This is a genomic window from Pseudomonas sp. 3296, assembly GCF_031456615.1.
In the GTDB taxonomy this organism is placed as follows: Bacteria; Pseudomonadota; Gammaproteobacteria; order Pseudomonadales; family Pseudomonadaceae; genus Aquipseudomonas; species Aquipseudomonas mucoides.
Genome location: NZ_JAVDUY010000010.1, coordinates 275,705 through 292,552, shown reverse-complemented (window position 1 = coordinate 292,552; position 16,848 = coordinate 275,705). Strand labels below are relative to the sequence as shown.

Annotated in this window: 14 protein-coding genes; 12 read left to right on the top strand and 2 right to left on the bottom strand. The window is 59.2% G+C overall.

Annotated elements, in window-relative coordinates; genetic code table 11:
- Position 1: 1 nt before the first annotated feature.
- The 10 genes from folK to J2X66_RS27055 all read left to right on the top strand — a co-directional run bounded on the left by folK (position 2) and on the right by J2X66_RS27055 (position 12,435).
- Positions 2-487 (top strand): 2-amino-4-hydroxy-6-hydroxymethyldihydropteridine diphosphokinase, encoded by a 486-nt coding sequence (gene folK, locus J2X66_RS27100; RefSeq protein WP_310270824.1) that lies wholly within the window; start codon positions 2-4, stop codon positions 485-487.
- Positions 488-790: 303 nt separating this feature from the next.
- Positions 791-1,591, top strand: coding sequence for a 3-methyl-2-oxobutanoate hydroxymethyltransferase (gene panB, locus J2X66_RS27095; protein ID WP_310270821.1), 801 nt, complete (start codon positions 791-793; stop codon positions 1,589-1,591).
- Positions 1,588-2,448 (top strand): pantoate--beta-alanine ligase, encoded by an 861-nt coding sequence (panC, locus tag J2X66_RS27090; RefSeq protein ID WP_310270818.1) that lies wholly within the window; start codon positions 1,588-1,590, stop codon positions 2,446-2,448. Before panB ends, panC begins: the two co-directional genes overlap by 4 nt.
- Positions 2,449-2,643: 195 nt before the next feature.
- Positions 2,644-3,024, top strand: coding sequence for an aspartate 1-decarboxylase (gene panD, locus J2X66_RS27085; RefSeq protein WP_003228271.1), 381 nt, complete (start codon positions 2,644-2,646; stop codon positions 3,022-3,024).
- A 229-nt stretch (positions 3,025-3,253) separates the two neighbouring features.
- Positions 3,254-4,918 carry a glucose-6-phosphate isomerase gene (gene pgi, locus J2X66_RS27080; RefSeq protein ID WP_310270815.1) on the top strand — a complete coding sequence of 555 codons (1,665 nt, stop codon included), beginning with the start codon at positions 3,254-3,256 and terminating at the stop codon, positions 4,916-4,918.
- Between the two features lie 227 nt (positions 4,919-5,145).
- The gene (gene acs / locus J2X66_RS27075; protein WP_310270812.1) at positions 5,146-7,083 is read left to right on the top strand and encodes an acetate--CoA ligase; all 1,938 of its coding nucleotides are present in this window, start codon (positions 5,146-5,148) and stop codon (positions 7,081-7,083) included.
- 50 nt (positions 7,084-7,133) lie between these two features.
- Positions 7,134-8,006 (top strand): oxygenase MpaB family protein, encoded by an 873-nt coding sequence (locus tag J2X66_RS27070; protein WP_310270809.1) that lies wholly within the window; start codon positions 7,134-7,136, stop codon positions 8,004-8,006.
- 71 nt (positions 8,007-8,077) lie between these two features.
- The gene (locus J2X66_RS27065; RefSeq protein ID WP_310270805.1) at positions 8,078-9,094 is read left to right on the top strand and encodes a class I SAM-dependent methyltransferase; all 1,017 of its coding nucleotides are present in this window, start codon (positions 8,078-8,080) and stop codon (positions 9,092-9,094) included.
- A gap of 93 nt (positions 9,095-9,187) precedes the next feature.
- Positions 9,188-12,139 carry a DUF748 domain-containing protein gene (locus J2X66_RS27060; protein WP_310270803.1) on the top strand — a complete coding sequence of 984 codons (2,952 nt, stop codon included), beginning with the start codon at positions 9,188-9,190 and terminating at the stop codon, positions 12,137-12,139.
- A gap of 35 nt (positions 12,140-12,174) precedes the next feature.
- The gene (locus J2X66_RS27055) at positions 12,175-12,435 is read left to right on the top strand and encodes a DUF2845 domain-containing protein (RefSeq protein ID WP_310270895.1); all 261 of its coding nucleotides are present in this window, start codon (positions 12,175-12,177) and stop codon (positions 12,433-12,435) included.
- 180 nt (positions 12,436-12,615) lie between these two features.
- Here J2X66_RS27055 and J2X66_RS27050 read toward each other — a convergent pair whose 3' ends face one another.
- Positions 12,616-12,969, bottom strand: coding sequence for a BON domain-containing protein (locus J2X66_RS27050; protein ID WP_310270800.1), 354 nt, complete (start codon positions 12,967-12,969; stop codon positions 12,616-12,618).
- 310 nt (positions 12,970-13,279) lie between these two features.
- On the bottom strand, positions 13,280-13,702 hold the full coding sequence (locus tag J2X66_RS27045; protein ID WP_310270797.1) for a pilin: 423 nt from the start codon (positions 13,700-13,702) through the stop codon (positions 13,280-13,282).
- A 225-nt stretch (positions 13,703-13,927) separates the two neighbouring features.
- Here J2X66_RS27045 and pilB point away from each other — a divergent pair, with 225 nt between their 5' ends.
- Together pilB and J2X66_RS27035 are read left to right on the top strand one after the other, a co-directional pair.
- On the top strand, positions 13,928-15,628 hold the full coding sequence (gene pilB, locus J2X66_RS27040) for a type IV-A pilus assembly ATPase PilB (protein ID WP_310270794.1): 1,701 nt from the start codon (positions 13,928-13,930) through the stop codon (positions 15,626-15,628).
- Positions 15,629-15,630: 2 nt separating this feature from the next.
- Entirely contained in the window at positions 15,631-16,848 is a 1,218-nt protein-coding gene (locus J2X66_RS27035; protein WP_310270791.1) for a type II secretion system F family protein, read from the top strand.

The window sequence follows — 16,848 nt, the reverse complement described above, 5'->3', positions numbered from 1 at the left end:
CATGGAACGCATCTACATCGGCATGGGCAGCAATCTGGCTGACCCCGCCGAACAATTGCGCAGCGCCGTCGAAGCGCTGGCGCGGTTGCCGCAAACCGAGCTGGTCGGGGTGTCCGCTTTCTATCAAAGCGACTCGCTGCTACCCGGCCAACCGCGTTACACCAACGCGGTCGCCGCCCTCGACAGCACACTCGCGCCGCTAGACCTGCTCGATGCGCTGCAAGCCATCGAGAATGGGCAGGGGCGCGAGCGTCTTGAGCGTTGGGGCCCTCGTACGCTGGATCTGGACATCGTGCTGTTTGGCGATCGACTGATCGATGAGTCTCGTCTCAAGGTTCCGCATTACCACCTGCAGGAACGAGCCTTCGTCCTGTACCCACTGGCCGAACTGGCGCCTGCGGATCTGCGTCTGGCCGATGGCCGCAATCTGAAGGATTTACTCGTAGCCTGCCCGTTCGTCGGCCTGGAACGCCTCCCCCCAAATTGACCCTATCCCCCTGTAGGCGCGAGCAGGCTCACTCCTACATTGGTTTTTGTGTCGAACACAAAATCCGCTGCTGAACCGCATCAGTTACCCCGGTAACACCCCTGTCGTAACAATGCGGTAACACATGCAATTGACTTCCCGAGTTCTCCTCACGACTATAGGCGTCCCGCTGCCGCCAACACGGCGTTGAAGGGCGCAATCCAGGCCTTAAAAGCACGACAACAGACCGTGCGCCTGTATTTAACGAAGAATCACGCGCGTTACTCGCAGTAGTTTCCACAGCGCCTGAATGAGGAACTTTTCATGCCAGCCATCACCCTGACCACTCTGCAAGGTCTGAAGCAAAAAGGTGAAAAAATCACCATGCTGACCTGCTATGACGCGACCTTCGCCCACGCCTGTAATGAGGCTGGTGTCGAAGTGCTGCTGGTGGGCGACTCCCTCGGCATGGTTTTGCAGGGCCACGACAGCACCCTGCCCGTGACGACTGCTGAGATGGCTTATCACGTCGCAGCCGTCAAACGCGGCAACACCGATGCGCTCATCCTCGCCGACCTGCCCTTCATGGCCTACGCCACCACCGAACAAGCCATGACCAACAGCGCGCTGTTGATGCAGGCCGGTGCTCACATGGTCAAGGTAGAAGGCGCACTGTGGCTGGCGGACTCGATTCGCCTGCTGGCCGAGCGCGGCATCCCGGTGTGCGCGCACCTGGGGCTGACGCCGCAATCGGTGAACATCCTGGGCGGATACAAAGTCCAGGGCCGTAACGAAAACCAGGCGCGGCAGATGCGTGCCGATGCGATTTCGCTGGAGCAGGCCGGCGCCGCCATGCTGCTGTTGGAATGCGTGCCCAGCGAACTGGCTGAAGAAATCACCCAGGCCGTGAAGATTCCGGTCATTGGTATCGGTGCTGGCAGTGGCACCGACGGCCAGGTGCTGGTCCTGCACGACATGCTCGGCTTGTCGATTACCGGTCGCGTGCCAAAATTCGTGAAGAACTTCATGACCGGCCAGCCCTCCCTTCAAGCAGCCCTGAATGCTTACGTGACTGAAGTCAAAGCGGCGACTTTCCCAGGTATCGAACACGGATTCTCTGCATGAACACCGTAAAAACCGTACGCGAACTGCGGGCCGCCGTGGCCCGCGCCCGCAGCGAAGGCAAGCGCATCGGCTTCGTGCCGACCATGGGCAACCTGCACAGCGGTCACGTTGCACTGATTACCAAAGCCTCCCAACGGGCGGATTTTGTGGTCGCGAGCATTTTCGTCAATCCGCTGCAATTCGGCGCCGGCGAAGACCTCGACAAGTACCCGCGCACCCTCGCCGCCGACCAGGAGAAACTGCTCCAGGCCGGTTGTCACCTGCTGTTTGCGCCGACCGTTGAAGAAATGTACCCGGACGGCATGGCCGGCCAGACGCGTGTCAGCGTTCCGCTGCTGTCAGAAGGCCTGTGCGGCGCCAGCCGTCCGGGGCATTTCGAAGGTGTGGCGACGGTGGTCAGCAAGCTGTTCAACATGGTCCAGCCGGACCTGGCGATCTTCGGCCAAAAAGATTATCAGCAACTGGCTGTGATCAAGTCCCTGGTGCATGACCTGAACATGCCGATCCAGATCATTGGCGAACCGACCGTTCGCGCGGCCGATGGCCTGGCGCTGTCGTCGCGCAATGGCTTTCTCAGCGAAGAACAGCGTGCCGTGGCACCGGTGGTCTATCGCACCCTGAGTTCAATTGCCGACGCGATCAAACAGGGTGACCGGGATTTCCCGGCGCTGATCGACGCGCAAATCAAGCAGCTCGAAGCCGCGGGATTGCGCACCGACTACCTGGAGATTCGCCATGCGCTGACCTTGCGCCCGGCGACGCCGGAAGATCGTGACCTGGTGATTCTGGTTGCGGCGTTCCTGGGCACCACGCGGTTGATCGACAACCTGCACCTGAACCTCGACGACTTCGCCTGATTCACACCGAATCCTGTAGGAGTGAGCCTGCTCGCGATAGCGGTGGATCTGTCAACATCATCGTTGATTGACATACCGCTATCGCGAGCAGGCTCACTCCTACAAGGGATCTGCGTCTGATTCCACCCTGTATTGCTGCCTCCAAAGCCTTCGGGCAAACTGCCCGCCGTTCGATTCCGACCTGGGGAAACACTCATGCACGCCATCATGCTCAAGGCCAAGCTGCATCGCGCCGAAGTTACCCACGCTGTACTTGATTACGAAGGTTCCTGCGCCATCGACGGCGAATGGCTGGACTTGTCCGGCATCCGCGAATACGAGCAAATCCAGATCTATAACGTCGACAACGGCGAACGCTTCACCACCTACGCTATCCGTGGCGAAGAAGGCTCGCGCATGATCTCGGTCAACGGCGCCGCAGCTCACAAGGCCAAGGTCGGTGACCGCGTAATCATCTGCGCTTACGCTCATTACAGCGAAGCCGAGCTGCTCAACTTCAAGCCGCGCATGCTCTACATGGCACCAGGCAATGAACTGAGCCACACCAGCAATGCCATTCCGGTCCAGGTCGCCTGATCGAGCCGTTGCCCTGTCTTTTTTCCGTTTGTCGGCCGCTTCAAACTTTGATGTTAAAAAAGTACCGGAAACAGGTCAGACAAAGTCAAGACAGATCAAGGCGCGGGGTTTACTGTATTCGCCCTGCGCCATGAAATCGTGTCGACGCAGTTGACCGGACGCCGACCCGCAGCGCTCCGGGATTTTTAGTGTTCAAAAAGCCGTTCAAGTAAAAAGGAAACCCGCAGCGATGGCGTACTACCGCACTCCTCACGACGTGACCGCTCTGCCCGCCTGGCAGGCGTTGAATGATCACCGCCAAGCCATGCAGGATTTCAGCATGCGCGAAGCCTTTAATGCCGACCCGCAGCGCTTCACCCAATTCACCCTGAGCAGCTGCGGGCTGTTTCTCGATTACTCGAAAAACCTGATCAACGCCGAGACCCGCAACCTGCTGGTGGGCCTGGCCAATGAAGTCGACCTCAAGGGCGCGATCAAATCGCTGTTCGAAGGCGAAATCGTCAACGCCTCCGAAGGTCGTCCGGCCCTGCACACCGCACTGCGCCGCCCGGTGGGCGACAAGCTGTCGGTCAACGGTGTCAACGTGATGCCGGAAGTGCACAAAGTGCTGAACCAGATCACCGACCTCGTGGGCCGCATCCACGACGGTTTGTGGCGCGGTTACACCGAGAAGCCGATCACCGACGTGGTGAACATCGGCATCGGTGGTTCGTTCCTCGGCCCTGAGCTGGTGTCCGAGGCGCTGCTGTCCTACGCCCAGAAAGGCGTGCGGTGCCACTACCTGGCGAACATCGACGGCAGTGAGTTCCACGAACTGACCCAGAAGCTGCGCGCTGAAACCACGCTGTTCATCGTGTCATCGAAGTCTTTCAACACCCTCGAAACCCTGAAGAATGCCCAGGCCGCACGCGCCTGGTACCTGGCCCAGGGCGGTTCGGAAGCCGAGCTGTATCGTCACTTCATCGCCGTATCGAGCAATAATGCGGCCGCCGTGGCATTCGGCATTCGCGAAGAAAATATTTTCCCGATGTGGGACTGGGTCGGCGGCCGTTACTCGCTGTGGTCGGCCATCGGTTTGCCGATTGCCCTGGCCATCGGCATGTCGAACTTCAAGGAACTGCTGTCCGGTGCCTACACCATGGACCAGCATTTCCAGACCGCGCCATTCGAACAGAATATGCCAGTGCTTCTGGCCCTGCTCGGGGTGTGGTACGGCAACTTCTGGGGCGCGCAAAGCCACGCGATCCTGCCGTACGACCACTACCTGCGCAACATCACCAAGCACTTGCAACAGCTGGACATGGAATCCAACGGCAAGAGCGTGCGTCAGGACGGCTCCCCGGTGTCCACCGACACCGGTCCGGTGATCTGGGGCGGCGTCGGTTGCAACGGTCAACACGCCTATCATCAGTTGCTGCACCAAGGCACCCAGCTGATTCCGGCCGACTTCATTGTGCCGATCGTCAGCTTCAACCCGGTCTCCGACCACCACCAGTGGCTGTACGCCAACTGCCTGTCGCAGAGTCAGGCGCTGATGCTCGGCAAGACCCTTGCCGAAGCGGAAGCCGAACTGCGTGACAAAGGCATGAGCGAAGAAGACGTGAAGAAACTGGCGTCGCACAAAGTGATCCCGGGCAACCGTCCGAGCAACACGCTGGTGGTTGAACGAATCAGCCCGCGTCGCCTCGGCGCACTGGTGGCGATGTACGAACACAAAGTCTTCGTGCAGAGCGTGATCTGGGGCATCAACGCCTTCGATCAGTGGGGTGTGGAGCTGGGTAAAGAACTGGGCAAAGGCGTCTACAACCGCCTGGTCGGCAGCGAAGAAACCCCGGCTGACGATGCTTCGACCCAAGGCCTGATCAACTACTTCCGCGGCCGTCACCGCGGTTGATCTGACGCCTTGCCCACAGGGTTGAAACATAAACCCTGTGGGCAACACCATCCCCCTGCAGGAGTGAGCCTGCTCGCGATAACGGTTTGTCATTCAACATTAATGTTGGCTGATCCACCGCCATCGGGAGCAGGCTCACTCCTGCAGTTGTTTTGTGTATGACTTGAACCCGTTGACCGCTCGGCGCATCTTTATTACTTGTCGCAAAACAAGAATAAGGAACCGTCATGTTCGATATCAGCACGTTCCCCAAAGCCGATGCCGTCCGCCGGGCTGCGCATTTGAGTCAAGACGACTATCACCGCCTGTACCGCGAATCCATCGAGCACCCCACCACGTTCTGGGCCGAACAAGCCTCGCGCTTTCTCGACTGGAGCACGCCGTGGGACACCGTTCAGCGCTATAACCTGAAAACCGGCGAAGCCAGCTGGTTTGCCGGCGGCAAACTGAACGTCAGCTACAACTGCATCGACCGTCATCTGCAACAGCGCGGCGATCAGATCGCAATTATCTGGGAAGGCGACGATCCCGCCGAATCCGCACAGATCACCTACAAAAAACTCCATCACAACGTCTGCCGCCTGGCCAACGTGCTCAAAAGCCGTGGTGTGAAGAAAGGCGACCGTGTGTGCATCTACATGCCGATGATCCCCGAAGCCGCCTACGCCATGCTCGCCTGCACCCGAATTGGCGCGGTGCATTCGGTGGTCTTCGGCGGTTTTTCCCCGGACTCGGTGCGCGACCGGATTCTCGATGCCGATTGCCGCACCGTGATCACCGCCGATGAAGGCGTGCGCGGTGGCAAGTTCGTACCGCTTAAAGAGAAAGTCGACAAGGCGCTGGAGGGTTGCCCGAACGTCAGCACCGTCATCGTGGTCGAGCGCACACAAGGCAAAGTGAATTGGGTTGAAGGGCGCGATCTCTGGTATCACCAGGCCTTGCGCGACGTCAGCGACGATTGCCCGCCGGAGCCGATGGACGCCGAAGACCCGCTGTTCATCCTCTACACCTCCGGCAGCACCGGCAAACCCAAAGGTGTGTTGCACACCACCGGTGGCTATCTGCTGCAAGCCGCGATGACTTTCAAATACGTGCTCGACTACCGTGATAACGAAGTGTTCTGGTGCACCGCCGATGTCGGCTGGGTCACCGGCCACAGCTACATCGTCTACGGCCCGCTGGCCAATGGCGCGACCACGCTGGTCTTTGAAGGCGTGCCGAGTTACCCGACCAGCTCGCGGTTCTGGCAGGTCATCGACAGGCACCACGTAAACATTTTCTACACCGCGCCCACTGCGTTGCGTTCGCTGATGCGCGAAGGGCCGGAACCGTTGAAGGAAACGTCCCGCGCCAGCCTCAGATTACTCGGCAGCGTCGGTGAGCCGATTAACCCGGAGGCGTGGGATTGGTACTTCAATGCGGTCGGCGAACAGCGTTGCCCGATTGTCGATACCTGGTGGCAGACCGAAACCGGCGGCATCATGCTCAGCCCGCTGGTCAGCGCGCAACGGATCAAACCGGGCTGCGCCACGCAGCCAATGTTCGGCGTGCAACCGGTGTTGCTCGATGAAACGGGCAAGGAAATCAAAGGCGCCGGCAGCGGCGTGCTGGCGATCAAATCCAGCTGGCCGGCGCAGATCCGTAGCGTCTACGGCGACCCGCAACGGATGGTCGACACCTACTTCAAACCCTACCCTGGTTATTACTTCACCGGCGACGGCGCGAGGCGCGATGAGGATGGCGATTACTGGATCACCGGGCGCATCGACGACGTGATCAACGTCTCCGGGCACCGTATCGGCACCGCTGAAGTGGAAAGCGCCCTGGTGCTGCACGACAGCATCGCCGAAGCCGCCGTGGTCGGTTACCCCCACGACCTCAAGGGCCAGGGCATCTACGCCTTTGTCACGCCCATGAACGGCACCGAACCCAGCGACGAGTTGAAGAAAGAACTGCTGGCCCACGTCACCAAGGAAATCGGTAGCTTCGCCAAACCGGACTTGATCCAATGGGCTCCGGCCTTGCCGAAAACCCGGTCGGGCAAGATCATGCGGCGTATCCTGCGCAAGATCGCCTGCAACGAACTGGACACCCTGGGAGATACGTCGACCCTGGCCGATCCGAGCGTTGTCCAGGACCTGGTGGATAAACGCCTTAATCAATAAGCTTCGCGCGGCCAGCAACGGCCGCGTTTCATCTTTGCCACTGAGTCGCCATGGAATTTATCCGCACCCGCATCGAAACCCAGGTCATGAGCCTGACCGGTCTGTCCCTCGGCAAGCTCGACCTGGAAAATCCCAAGGGCGATCCGGGCTTGTTCGGTCCGAATTCGGTGAGCTGGCAAGTGCATGGCGATTTCAGCAGCATGCTCATCGGCGGTATCAGTGCGCTGATGCTGCAAGCCTTGCATCCCCTGGCCCTGGCCGGGGTCTGGGACCATTCGAATTTCCGTGAGGACATGCTCGGTCGACTGCGCCGCACCGGGCAGTTCATCTCCGGCACCACGTTTGGCTCACGCAAAGATGCCGACTGGCTGATCGAGAAAGTCCGCACCATCCATTTGCAAGTAACCGGCACCGCGCCGGATGGACGCCCCTATGCGGCCAGCGACCCGGACCTGCTGACGTGGGTGCACGTGGCCGAGGTCAGCAACTTCCTCGCCGCGCATTTGCGCTATCGCAATCCGCATTTGTCCCTGGCCGATCAGGACCGTTATTACGGGGAAATCGCCCTGGTCGCGGAACGACTGGGCGCCCGGGATGTTCCGCGATCTCGGCAGGAAATCGCTGATTACCTTGAGCGGATTCGCCCACAGTTGCTGTGCGATGAACGCAGCCGTGAGGTCTTGCGACTGTTGTTGAATGCGCCCTCGCCCAGCCGTTTGGCCAAGCCTTTCGGTGGGCTGATGATGCAGGCCGGGATTGATCTCTTGCCGGACTGGGCCAGTGACATGCTGGGCGTCAGCCAAAACCCGCTGCAACGTAAACTGATCCGCGCCAGCGTCAATCGCAGTGCGCCGATGTTGCGCTGGGCGGTGCGTAATGGCTCGGTGCAGCGGGCGAAGCGGCGGATGGGTTTGCTCACCTGACACCACCCCCTCGCCACAGGTGCAATGCTGTTAAACTCCCGCGCCAAATTCCCTCCTGCAAGGCGCCCAGCATGTCTACCTTGAATCAGGCGCTGCGCGCCGCCCTGGAACATCGCCAGGATCTGCTTGCCGAACTGCATCAGCAAGGCACCGATTGCTATCGCCTGTTCCACGGCAGCCAGGAAGGCGCCGGCGGCCTGACCATCGACCGCTACGGCCCGCAACTGCTGGTGCAAAGCTTTCACCAATCGCTGGAACGCGATGCGCTGCTGCAAGTGCACGAGGCAATCAATCAACACTTGGGCCTCGACACCCTGCTGGTCTACAACGACCGCTCCCGGGGCAATTCACGCATCGACCGCGAAGACACGGTCTACCGCGCCGATGAAGCCGCACTGGCGGATCTGGTCGGCCACGAATGGGGCCTGAACTATCGTGTTCGCGGGCGTCACGCCGGCCAGGATCCCCTGCTGTTCCTCGACCTGCGTAACACTCGCGGCTGGGTCAAGGCGCACAGTCAAAACAAAAGTGTGCTCAACCTGTTTGCCTACACCTGTGGCGTCGGCCTGAGTGCGGCGGCCGGTGGCGCCCGTGAGGTGTGCAACCTGGATTTCGCCGAAGGCAACCTGGCGGTCGGCCGCGAGAACGGGCTGCTCAATCCACAATTGCCCGCCATGCAATTCATCCAGTCCGATTACTTCCCGGCGATCCGCCAATTGGCGGGCCTGCCGATCAGTCAACGGCGCGGGCAGAAACTGCCGAGCTACCAGCGACTGGAACAGCGTCAGTACGACCTGGTGCTGCTCGACCCTCCCGCCTGGGCCAAGAGCGCTTTCGGCACCGTCGATCTGCTGCGTGACTACCAGAGCCTGCTCAAACCCGCGCTGCTGACCACCGCCGACAACGGCGTACTGATCTGCTGCAACAACCTGGCAAAGGTCAGCATGGACGATTGGCGCGAACAGGTATTGCGCTGCGCAGAGAAGGCCGGGCGACCGGTCCGCGAGTGGACCGTGATGAAACCGGGCGGGGATTTTCCGTCGATGGATCAGCAACCTCCGCTGAAAACGCTGATCCTGCAGCTCTGATAGTTGCCCTGACTTTCAGACAATTCCTATAAAGCGTGATGACTTCGGAACCGCAATCGCGTGCCATACTCCAAGGCACTCCGATTCAGACAGATGAAGCCGCACATGCCCAAAGGATTGATTCGCGCTACCGGCGCCTTGTTGACTGCTCTGGCTCTCTACAGCTTGCTGGGGTTTCTGATTTTGCCGGGCATCGCGTTGCGGGTTGCCAACCAGCAATTGGCCAACTACGCCACGGTGCCCGCCCACCTTCAACGGATCGAACTCAACCCGTTCAGCCTTGAAGTCACCCTTTGGGGGCTGATCATCGGCGAACCGGGCAAGGAGCAGATCGGCTTCGAACGCCTCTACGCCAATGTGCAAGTCGACAGCCTCTGGACCAAGGCCGTGCATCTGTCCGACATCGAACTGGACAAACCCAAGACCGAAATCCTCTTTGGCAAGGACGGCCAGCTCAACCTGCTCGGGTTGTTCAAACTGCCCGCGAGCGAACCGACACCTGCCGACCCGAACGCAAAACCATTTCCGCTGCGCGTGGACCGGATCAATCTCGCTGGCGGCGCGTTGCACTTCGAGGACTCGCGTCCCAGCGAACCCATCGAATTTCTCTACGACAAACTCGACTTCGAGCTGAAAAACCTCAGCACTCTGCCCGACGACAGCGCCGACATGACCTTGGTAGCCATCGGCCCCAACGGCGGCCAGGTCGACTGGACCGGCAACTTCAGCCTGATCCCGCTCGCCTCCGAAGGTAAGCTGAAAATCACCGATGGCAAGATGAAAGCCTTCTGGCCCTACGTGCGCGACGCCGTGCCCCTGGACCTCGAAAGCGGCATCATGAACCTCAGTACCGACTACAAACTCAACCTGTCCAAAGAAACCGAACTGTTGCTGAACAACGTTGCGGTCAGCATCGCGCCGTTCGCGATCAAGGCCCCGGACGGCCGACCTTTGGCGAAACTGGAACGACTGGACATCAGCGAAACCACGGTCGACCTGGCCAAGCAGCAAGTGGTGGTCGGCAAGATTCGCAGCCAGAAACTGGAAACCTGGGCCGCCCTCGAAGCCGACGGGCAACTCGACTGGCAAAAGCTGTTCGCCAGCCAGCCGTCCAAATCCGCCGCCAAAGCCAAGGCCGAACCGGCCAGTACGCCAGCGGCAGCCGACTCGCCCAAACCGGAACCGGCGCCACCGAGCAAACCGTGGCAGGTGCTGCTCAAAGACGTGCAGCTGCGCAATTACCAGGTGCACCTGGCCGACCGCAAGGCGCAGCCCCCCGTAGCGCTGGAAGTCGGCCCGTTGAACCTGGACTTGCAGAACTTCGACAGCCTTAATGGCTCACCTTTCAATCTCAAGCTCGACACCGGCGTGGGCAAACAGGGCAAGCTCCTGGCAGACGGCGTGGTCAATCTCGCCCCGATCAGCGCCAAACTGAAGGTACAGACCAAAGACATTGACCTGCGTATCGCACAGTCCTACATCACCCCGTTCATTCGCCTGGAACTGCGCAGCGGTATGCTCGGCAGTGATCTGGCGGTCGATCTGAAAAGCACCGAGCCGTTGGCGTTCAGCGTCACCGGTCGTGCACAGGTCGATCAGTTGCACACCCTCGACACCCTTAAAACCCGCGACTTCCTCAAGTGGCAACAACTGGTGCTCGAAGGCCTGAATTATCAGCACGGCGACAGCCTGTCGATCGACAAGGTCAACCTGTTCCAGCCGTATGCGCGCTTCATGATCAACGATGATCGCACCACCAACATCGATGACCTGCTGATCCCGCAACCGCCCGATAGCGGCGCCAAAACCGCAGCGGCCAAACCGGCCAGCAAAGACAAACCCCTGGGCATTCACATCGGCGGCATTGCCATCAATGACGGTTCGGCGAACTTCGCCGACTTCAGCCTGACACCGAACTTCGCCACCGCCATCCAACAGCTCAACGGACAGATCGGCACCATCGACAGCCGTCAGGCGAAACCGGCCAGCGTGGACGTCAAGGGCAAGGTTGACCGTTATGCGCCGGTGACCATCAAGGGCGCAGTCAATCCGTTCGACCCAATGGCCAGTCTCGACATCGCCACCAGTTTCAAACGGGTGGAACTGACCACGCTGACGCCCTACTCCGGCAAATTCGCCGGGTATCGCATCCGCAAGGGCCGGCTCAATCTTGATGTGCATTACTTGATCACCAAAGGCCAGCTCAAAGCCGAAAACAAAGTGGTGATCGAGCAATTGCAACTCGGTGAAAAGGTCGACAGCCCGGATGCCGTGAGCCTGCCGCTGAAACTGGCGATTGCTTTGCTCAAAGATGTCGATGGCAAGATTTCCATCGAGTTGCCGGTCACTGGCGACCTCAATAATCCGCAGTTCAGCATCATGCCGATTGTCTGGCAGACCCTGCGCAACCTGATCGTCAAAGCGGCCGCTGCGCCGTTCAAACTGATTGGCGGACTGGTCAGTGGCGGCGGTTCCGAGGACTTGGGCACCGTGTCGTTCGCGCCGGGTTCAAGCGATTTGAGCAAGGACGCTGAAAGCGCCCTGGTCAAACTGTCCCAGGCCTTGAAGGAACGTCCAGCCCTGCGCCTGGAAATCGAAGGCACGGCCGCCGCCAGCAGCGACGGCCCGCTGATTGCCGAGCAACGCCTGGAACGTGAATACCAGTACAACTACTACAAAATGCTCCAGCGTCGTGGCGACAAGGTGCCGGCCCAGGCTTCGTTGCTTGAGGTCCCGGAGAACGAGAAAGGCCCGCTGCTGGAAGGCATCTACCGCACACGCCTGAAGACCCAGCCGCCAGCCGAATGGAAGGACCTGGGCAAGGAAGAACGCACCGCGAAAATGCGCGCCGACGTGATCAAGTTCTGGAGCTCCAGCGATGTGCTGTTGCGTCAGTTGGGGCAGGAGCGCGCCAGCAGCATCAAGGACTATCTGGTGGATAAGGGTCAGTTGGCCGATGACCGTGTGTACTTCATCGACGCCAACCTTGGCGAAGCCGAAAGTGATGGCCGGGTGGTAACGCCGCTGCATCTGGACGCGGAGTGATCGTGAGGCGATTGCTGACGGGACTGGCCCTGGTGATGATTGCCAGCCAGGCCTCGGCGGCCGATACGCTGCGCTGCGGCAGTCAATTGATCAGCGTTGGGGACAGGTCCAGCGAAGTGCTGCAGAAGTGCGGTGAACCGGTCAGCCGCGATGTGCTGGGCTACAAACGCAGTGCCAACCGACGCGAAGAGTTTCAGGTGGAAGAATGGACGTACGGGCCCAATGGCGGGATGTACCAGTTCCTGCGGTTTGAAGGGAATCGCCTGACGCAGATCACCAGCAAGCGCGGCAACTGAACTCATCGCTCCTACATTTTTATTTTGGGTGCCGCAAATAGAACAGGCCCCCGACACGAATGTCGGAGGCCTGTAATGGCCACATCCTTATGGCCGTTCGCATGAACTCCTAAGAAGCGGCAGGCGTATTACTCAGCCCGTCTGCCACACCTTCTCCCGGTCCAGGCGAGAAGTCTTGCCTTACTCGGCTTTCAGGCCGTCAGCGGAGACCGCTTTGACGCCTTTGATTTTCTTGGTGATCGCCACGGCGGTGGCTTTCTGGGAATCAGTCACTGCAACAGTGGACGACAGCGACACAACACCTTTGTTGGTTTCAACTTTGATGTCGGTACCAGGAATGCCTTTTTCGGTCAGCAGGTCGCTTTTGACTTTGGTCGTGATCCAGGTATCGGAAGTAGCTTCCTCAACCTTGGCAGCCTCACCAGCAGCCAAGGTCATTGGCGCTTGAGTGGTGGTGGTCTGTGCGAATGCCACGTTGGCCATGGTCAGGGTCAGCGCGGTAGCAGTAGCGGCAGCGATAGCGAACTTCTTCATACGAGTAACTCCTGTTTTTCTAGAAAGTCTGCTGGTTGTCTTCTCAGCAGGGTTACTGAGTATGTTGCGAACGCTGTGCCAACTTTACCAAATCAAATAAATCTTTATAAATCAATAACTTATAAATTAGGCCCATTTTCGAAATCATGCAAAATGCATGACCCGGGAAATCTCTGCATGCAACATGCGGCTTTTCACAAAGTTCCTAACACGCTGAATTTTTTGGCTTTTTTTCTGTGTCTGAAAGACATTCGCAAGCAAAAAAAAGCCCCGTGTCCTTTGGACGCGGGGCTGTTCTGGAAGTCAGCCTTCAGGTAGCGGAACCCGTGCAACCTTTAGGCACATAGTCCTGTTGAGCGGTGCTGGTACACGACCAGCCATTGGTTGCATCGCGGGTCAAGGTAATGGTCTTGCTCAGCACTGGCGCCGGTGCATTCAGAATTGTGCACACAATCGTGCCCGCGCCAGTGGACGCAGTACCGGTCACCGCAACGGTGCAGTTGCTGGTTGTGGCATTACCCGCCGGCGCAACGTTGGCAACCGTCGGCGCAGTCCCCTGATTGATCACATCTTCATACGGCACCTTCATCGCGGAAATCTCCGCCAGACCGGCCGTCACCTTCGCCCGGGCCTGATATTTGGAATACATCGGCAACGCAAACGTCGCCAGAATCCCGATGATCGCCACCACGATCAGCAGTTCGATCAGGGTAAAACCTTTCTGAGTCTTCATAGACAAGCTCCATGCATGAGTCGGAATCTCATGATCTGAAAGAGCTCCAGCATAGGCCGTGCCAAGCACGACAACCCCTGCTGACGGGGCGCCAGGTCGAACAAATGACCTTTCCTACACCCACTAACCGCACTATCTGACACTTTTTGTCACCTCAACGCGGCTGGTTGGGCTCGGGTCCTTGACTAGGCTATAAGTCATGAACTGCCTGTGTCCGGTATCTCAATGAATGACATCGCCCTTAGCGGTCTGGCCAAGCAATTGGTCCTGGCCGAGCTGCTCACTGACAAAAGCGCGCAACATGCGTATCAGCAAGCCCTGCGCAATAAAATCTCCCTGGTCAGTTACCTGGTGCAAAACAAACTGTTGAAGAGCAGGCAGATCGCCGAGATCGCCTCGGAGCATTTCGGCATGGCGCTGCTCGACCTCAATGGCCTGGACAGGGAAACCCAGCCCAAGGGACTGGTCAGCGAAAAACTGATCCGCCAGCACCACGCCCTGCCCCTCTGGCGGCGCGGCAACAAGTTGTTCGTGGGTGTTTCCGACCCGACCAATCATCAAGCGATCAATGACATCCAGTTCAGCACCGGGCTGAACACCGAAGCCATCCTGGTGGAGGACGACAAGCTCAGCGAGGCCATCGAGAAATTCTTCGACAGCCACGCCAGCGGCCTCGAAGACATGGCGGACGTTGACCTTGATGGGTTGGACATCGAGTCGGTCGACGACATCAAAAATGACGCCATCGCCGGGCAGGATGCCGATGACGCCCCCGTGGTGCGGTTCGTCCACAAAATGCTGCTCGATGCGATCAAGAGCGGCTCCTCGGACCTGCATTTCGAGCCCTACGAAAAAACCTATCGGGTGCGGATGCGCACCGACGGCATGTTGCGCGAAGTGGCCAAGCCGCCCATCCAGTTGGCCAGCCGCATTGCGGCGCGGCTGAAAGTCATGGCCAGTCTGGACATCTCCGAGCGGCGCAAACCTCAGGACGGGCGGATCAAGATGCGCCTGTCAAAAAGCAAGTCCATCGACTTTCGGGTCAATACCCTGCCGACCTTGTGGGGCGAGAAAGTGGTGATCCGGATCCTCGACCCGGCCAGCGCGCAAATGGGCATTGATGCCCTCGGCTACGAGCCCGACCAGAAAGACCTGTACATGGCCGCCCTGAAGCAGCCACAGGGGATGATTCTGGTCACCGGGCCCACCGGCTCGGGCAAGACCGTGTCGCTCTACACCGGCCTGAATATTCTCAACACCGTCGACATCAACATTTCTACCGCCGAAGACCCGGTGGAGATCAACATGGAAGGCATCAACCAAGTCAACGTCAATCCCAAGCAAGGGCTGGATTTCGCCCAGGCACTGCGTTCATTCCTGCGCCAGGACCCGGATGTGATCATGGTCGGCGAAATCCGTGACCTCGAAACCGCCGAGATCGCCATCAAGGCCGCGCAGACCGGGCACATGGTGCTGTCCACTTTGCACACCAACAGCGCGGCCGAAACCCTGACCCGTTTGCTCAACATGGGCATTCAGGGCTTCAACATCGCCACCTCGGTCACCCTGATTATCGCCCAGCGACTGGCGCGCAAATTGTGCAGTCACTGCAAGACACCCATCGAGATTCCCCGCGAAACGCTGCTCAAGGAAGGCTTTCCCGAGGAACGCATCGGCTCATTCACGATCTATGATCCGGTCGGTTGCGATCAGTGCAACGGCGGCTACAAAGGGCGAGTCGGGATTTATGAAGTGGTGAAGAACACCAAGGACCTGCAACGGCTGATCATGGCCGAAGGCAATTCACTGGAAATCGACAGCCAGATGCGCAAGGACGGTTTCAACGACTTGCGCACCTCGGGCCTGATCAAGGCCATGCACGGCCTCACCAGCCTTGAAGAAATCAACCGGGTCACCAAGGACTGAACATGGCGGTCAAAGCAGCAAAAATCAGCGTCTACGCCTGGGAAGGCACAGACCGCAAAGGCACGAAAATGACCGGCGAGTTGAGCGGCCAGAACCCGGCGTTGATCAAGGCCCAATTGCGCAAGCAAGGCATCAACCCCGGCAAGGTGCGCAAAAAATCCGCGTCGTTTTTCAGTTTCGGCAAACGCATCAAGGCTCAGGACATTGCCCTGTTCACCCGGCAGATGGCGACCATGATGAAAGCCGGCGTGCCGCTGCTGCAGTCGTTTGAGATCATCGGCGAAGGCTTTGATAACCCGGCGATGCGCAAGCTGGTGGACGAGGTCAAACAGGAAGTGGCGGCGGGTAACAGCTTCGCCGCGTCCCTGCGCAAGAAGCCACAATATTTCGATGAACTCTACTGCAACCTGGTGGACGCCGGCGAGCAGGCCGGTGCCCTCGATACCCTGTTGGAGCGGGTCGCGACCTACAAGGAAAAGAGCGAAAGCCTCAAGGCCAAGATCAAGAAAGCCATGACCTACCCTCTGGCGGTGGTCTTCGTCGCAATCATTGTCACCGGGATTCTGCTGGTCAAGGTCGTGCCGCAGTTCGAGTCGGTGTTCAAGGGCTTTGGGGCCCAATTGCCGGCGTTCACAGTGATGGTCATCGGCCTGTCGGAATTCATGCAGCAGTGGTGGTGGGCAATGCTCGGCGGGTTGTTCGCGGGCATTTTCGGCGTGCGTCACGCCTTCAGGAAATCCCCGGGGTTTCGCGACTGGCTGGACACCTGGCTGTTGAAACTGCCACTGATTGGCACGCTGATGTACAAGTCTGCCGTGGCCCGCTACGCCCGTACGCTGTCGACCACCTTCGCCGCCGGCGTGCCACTGGTCGAAGCACTGGATTCAGTGGCCGGTGCCACCGGCAACATCGTGTTCAAACGGGCGGTGTTGCGCATCAAGCAGGACGTGTCGACCGGCATGCAGCTGAATTTTTCCATGCGCACGTCCGGCATCTTTCCCAACATGGCAATTCAGATGACGGCCATTGGCGAAGAGTCCGGTGCGCTGGACGACATGCTCGACAAGGTCGCGAGCTTCTACGAAGACGAAGTGGACAACATGGTCGATAACCTCACCAGCCTGATGGAGCCATTCATCATGGTCGTGCTCGGTGTTATCGTCGGGGGCCTTGTGGTTGCGATGTACTTGCCCATCTTCCAACTCGGCTCAGCGATCTGA

Excerpts from the sequence above, each read along its gene's own strand:
- folK (WP_310270824.1), top strand. The coding sequence starts at position 2 with ATGGAACGCATCTACATCGGCATGGGCAGCAATCTGGCTGACCCCGCC.
- panB (WP_310270821.1), top strand. The coding sequence starts at position 791 with ATGCCAGCCATCACCCTGACCACTCTGCAAGGTCTGAAGCAAAAAGGT.
- panC (WP_310270818.1), top strand. The coding sequence starts at position 1,588 with ATGAACACCGTAAAAACCGTACGCGAACTGCGGGCCGCCGTGGCCCGC.
- panD (WP_003228271.1), top strand. The coding sequence starts at position 2,644 with ATGCACGCCATCATGCTCAAGGCCAAGCTGCATCGCGCCGAAGTTACC.
- pgi (WP_310270815.1), top strand. The coding sequence starts at position 3,254 with ATGGCGTACTACCGCACTCCTCACGACGTGACCGCTCTGCCCGCCTGG.
- acs (WP_310270812.1), top strand. The coding sequence starts at position 5,146 with ATGTTCGATATCAGCACGTTCCCCAAAGCCGATGCCGTCCGCCGGGCT.
- J2X66_RS27070 (WP_310270809.1), top strand. The coding sequence starts at position 7,134 with ATGGAATTTATCCGCACCCGCATCGAAACCCAGGTCATGAGCCTGACC.
- J2X66_RS27065 (WP_310270805.1), top strand. The coding sequence starts at position 8,078 with ATGTCTACCTTGAATCAGGCGCTGCGCGCCGCCCTGGAACATCGCCAG.
- J2X66_RS27060 (WP_310270803.1), top strand. The coding sequence starts at position 9,188 with ATGAAGCCGCACATGCCCAAAGGATTGATTCGCGCTACCGGCGCCTTG.
- J2X66_RS27055 (WP_310270895.1), top strand. The coding sequence starts at position 12,175 with ATGATTGCCAGCCAGGCCTCGGCGGCCGATACGCTGCGCTGCGGCAGT.
- J2X66_RS27050 (WP_310270800.1), bottom strand. The coding sequence starts at position 12,969 with ATGAAGAAGTTCGCTATCGCTGCCGCTACTGCTACCGCGCTGACCCTG.
- J2X66_RS27045 (WP_310270797.1), bottom strand. The coding sequence starts at position 13,702 with ATGAAGACTCAGAAAGGTTTTACCCTGATCGAACTGCTGATCGTGGTG.
- pilB (WP_310270794.1), top strand. The coding sequence starts at position 13,928 with ATGAATGACATCGCCCTTAGCGGTCTGGCCAAGCAATTGGTCCTGGCC.
- J2X66_RS27035 (WP_310270791.1), top strand. The coding sequence starts at position 15,631 with ATGGCGGTCAAAGCAGCAAAAATCAGCGTCTACGCCTGGGAAGGCACA.